Consider the following 4,072-nt stretch of genomic DNA (forward strand, 5'->3'; position numbering starts at 1 on the left):
CTCCGCCATCTGTCGCTGCCAGGCATCCTCTGCGAAATACTGGCTCGCAAGGAGTCGCTTCAACCCATACCCAGTCAACGCACCCACAGTCAGTCCGAACAACACCAATCTCATTCCCTGCCAGACGACCAGCCGCAAGACATTCGCCGTTTGCGCGCCCAGCGCCATGCGAATGCCGATTTCATTCGTGCGTTGGGCTACCGAATAGGCCAACACACCGGAGAGTCCGATGGCCGCGAGCAAAAGCGCGGCTCCGCCGAAGAAACTCAAAAGCCGCGCGAACAAGCGTTCCTGTCCCAACGTGGCCTGCGAGCGTGCTGTTTGCGTGCCGAGTTCTGTGACCGGTAGATTGCTGTCCAATTCGCGCACCACTTGACGTATTGTGACGGCGAGCGCGGTTGGTTCGCCCGCCGTGCGCAGGGTGAAATGCATCTCGCCGATTTCCGCGCCCTCCTGCCGCCAAGGGGTGTAGAACAGCGGCTGGATCTCTTCGCGCTGGCTTTCGTATTTGGTGTCGGCGACGACGCCGATGATCTCGACCTCACGTTTGCCGTCGATAAACGTGACTCGCTTGCCAAGCACGTCTTCGCTGGGGAAGAATTTGCGCGCAAAGGTTTGACTGACGACGGCGACTTTGGGCGCGCGCTGGTCATCTTGCGCCGTGATGCCGCGTCCGTGCAGGAGGGGGATTTCCATCGTCGCGAAATAGTTCTCGCGCACCGTCTGCCGCATAGTGTCGTGTTCCGCGGCAGTCCCTTCAGTCTCGCCGGGCAGCAGGAAGTCGTTGGACCAATTTTCATGCGCGATGAGCGCTACTTTCCCGAATGTTGCCGCGCGCACGCCGGGCAGGGTATCCAGGCGCGCAAAAAGTTGCTGATAGAACTGCAACAGCCGTTCGTCCTTGTATCCGCTTTGCTCCGGCTGCAAGGTGAAGACCAGGAGGTTCTCTTGATTGAAGCCGAGGTTGACGCGTTGCAGATTGTAGAGCGTGCGGATGAACAAACCTGCGCCGACTAATAAGAGCAACGAGAGCGCCACCTGCGCGACGATCAGCCCTTTGCTCAAACGCGATACGGCGCTCGTTGTGCGGCGGCTCTGTTTGAGAGAAGTCGCCAAATCCAAGCTCGTCGCGCGCCAGGCGGGCGCCAATCCGAACAGCACGCCGGTCAGGAGCGACACGGCCAGCGTGAATGCCAGCACACGCCAATTCAGACTGACGTCAACGTCGCTGGGCAGAAATTTCGTGTCTTTGTCGGTCAGCGCCAGGAGCACGCCCTTGCCCCAGTAGGCAAAGAGCACGCCGACCGCTCCGCCCAAGACCGAGAGCAGCACGCTTTCGGTCAGGAGTTGTCGCACCAGACGCCAACGCCCCGCGCCGACCGCGAGCCGCACGTTAATCTCTGCAGTGCGCAGGGCCGCCCGCGCCAGCAACAGATTCGCCACGTTGGCACACGCGATCAGCAGCACGAGCGCCACCACGATGAACAGTCCATAGATCGTGGCCGTATAAACTCTGCGCATATCCAGCATCCCGCGACTGCCGGGCTCCACAATCAGGCGCGGATAATCTTTCGGATCGAGTTGCGCTGGTTCACTCGCTTTGCGCGGCGGCGGCCTCACTGCGAGGGCTTCGGCTTGGAACGTACCGTTCAAGCTGTCGCGGGCCTGTTCGTAGGTGGCGCCTGGTTTGAGCCGCCCCATCAAGTTCAGCCACCAGACGCCCGGTTCTTTCGCCGTGCCCAATCTGCTGTTCTCACCCTGCACCAACGGCTCGCCAGCGAGCGGGATGGTGACGGCGGGGTGATAATCCACCTGCAACGTGCCGGTGAAGGCGGGCGGCGTGACGCCGATGATGGTGAATGACTGCTTGTTGAGTTTGAGCGGCTGGCCAATGACGGCGGGATTGGCGCCGAAACGCTCCTGCCAAAATTGATGGGTGAGGACGACTACCGGCGCGGCGCCTGGTTTGTCATCTTCGTCAGTGATCCCACGACCCAGGATCGGTTGCACTTTCAGCCCGGCGTAATAGCCCCCTGACACGGCTTGCCCACTGATCAACTCTGCTTGCTGGCCCACCATTGCCGTCAATTCACGTATCGGAGCGAAGGCAAAGAAATCGCTGAGCGGGCTGTCAGACCCTTGCGCCCGCGCCTGGCTCATTTTTTCAAAGACTTCGTAGCGAAACAGCGAAAGCCCCCTGATGTCCGGCGGCCCAGGCACGTGCGATGTGCCGCTCATCCCATTTACCCTGAATGGGCGTCCGGCTTGCCATTCAAAGAGCACCAACTGCTCGGGCTGCGGAACCGGCAAGGTCTTCAGCAGCACGGCATCCACAACGCTGAACAACGCCGTGTTCGCGCCGATGCCCAGGGCCAGTGAAAGCACGGCGACGACCGTGAATCCTTTTTGCTTGAGCAGCATCCGCAAGCCGTAACGCAAGTCTTGAAACATCTCATCCTCCCATCGCAGCTATTGAAGCCACGGCGCATCGCCTCACTCATATCGCAGCGCCACCAACGGATCGACTTTCGTCGCCCGTCTGCCGGGCACGTAGCAGGCAATTAGTGCAACTCCGGTCAGTAAGATCCCGATGCTAGCGAACGTGGCCGGATCGGTCGGTTCGACACCGTAGAGCATCGTCGCCATCAACCGGGTAAGGGCAAACGCACCCACCAAACCAAAGGCGACGCCAATCAGGGCCAGCATCATTCCCCGCCCGATCACCATCTTGAACACATCTCGCGGTTGGGCGCCGATGGCCATGCGTATGCCGATCTCATGCGAGCGCTGGGTGACGGTATAACTCATCACGCCGTAGATGCCGACGGCGGCGAGAATTAAGGCAAGAGAAGCGAGGACCACGAGCAGCGTCATCGAGAGTCGTTGCGTGACGAGCGATTGGTCGAGCGTCTGCTCCATCGTGCTCACGTTGTACACTGGCTGATTCGGGTCAAGCGCCTGCACCTCGCGGCGCACGGCGGACGTCAGGTTCAAGGGATCCGCCGTCGTGCGGATGATCAGGTTCGCGCGCGACGCGAGGAATGGAAACGCGTCGTCGGGAGCCTGGTTGAACGGCAGATAGAGTTGCTGTTGCACGCGCTCTACGGCGTCCAGTCCAAAGTGTTTGACATGTGCCACGACGCCGACGATTTCAGCGTCCGGATTGTCTTTGCCATCACCCGCGATGTATTGGCCAAGCGGTTCTTGATCGGGAAATTGTTGGCGGGCGAACGCTTCATCAATTACCGCGACACGATGGCTGCGCTGAGTGTCTTGCGCGGTGAAGAACCTGCCTTTGACGAGACGGATGCCCATCGCTTGCAGATAGTCGGGACTGGTGAAATACATCATCGTCTGAGGCTGTTGCCCGGGTTCGGGCTTCGGACGTCCGACGATCGCGAATGAAGTGTCGGCTGTTGGTCCAAGCGGTATCCCGTTCGAGAACGCCGCCGACTCGACGCCGGGCAGTGCCGCGATGCGCCTGTTTAAATCGTTAAAGAAGTTGAGGACTTTGGCGCCTTCAGCCGGCTTTACGTTGAGCGCCAGTTGCATTGTGAGCAAATTCTGCGGCTTGAAGCCGGGATCCGTGTCGAGGATGCGCACGAAGCTCTTGATCAACAGTCCCGCACCGATTAAGAGCACCAGGGAGAGCGCGACTTCGGTGACGACGAGCGTGCTGCGCAGCCATGAGCGTCGTCCGCCCGCGGTCGAACTGCGCCCGCCTTCTTTGAGCGTGTCGTGCAGGTCAGTCTTCATGGCGGCGAGAGCGGGCGCTAAACCGAAGACGATGCCGGTCAGGATCGAGACGAACAGCGTGAAGAGAAGGACGCTGCCATCCAGTTTGATCACCGCCGTCGATGGCAAGCTGTCGGCGCTGGCAGAGCGAAGCAAGTCAATGCCCCACAGCGCCAGGAGCACCCCGATGATGCCGCCCAGGATCGCAAGCAGCAGGCTCTCCGTTAGCAGTTGACGGACAATGCGGAGGCGTCCAGCCCCGAGTGCCGTGCGAATCGCCATCTCTTTCTGTCGCGTCGCGGCACGCGCCAAAAGCAGGTTGGCGACGTTTGCGCAC

2 protein-coding genes are annotated in these 4,072 nt (G+C 60.6%); both read right to left on the reverse strand.

All coding sequences use genetic code 11. The features are described from left to right. Positions 1-2,451, reverse strand: a 2,451-nt coding sequence (locus VES88_03525) for an ABC transporter permease (protein ID HYN80546.1), incomplete at its 3' end; no start/stop codon positions are given. 42 nt (positions 2,452-2,493) lie between these two features. Beyond that, positions 2,494-4,072, reverse strand: a 1,579-nt coding sequence (locus VES88_03530; protein ID HYN80547.1) for an ABC transporter permease, incomplete at its 5' end; no start/stop codon positions are given.

Source organism: Gemmatimonadaceae bacterium (assembly GCA_035633115.1).
In the GTDB taxonomy this organism is placed as follows: domain Bacteria; phylum Gemmatimonadota; class Gemmatimonadetes; order Gemmatimonadales; family Gemmatimonadaceae; genus UBA4720.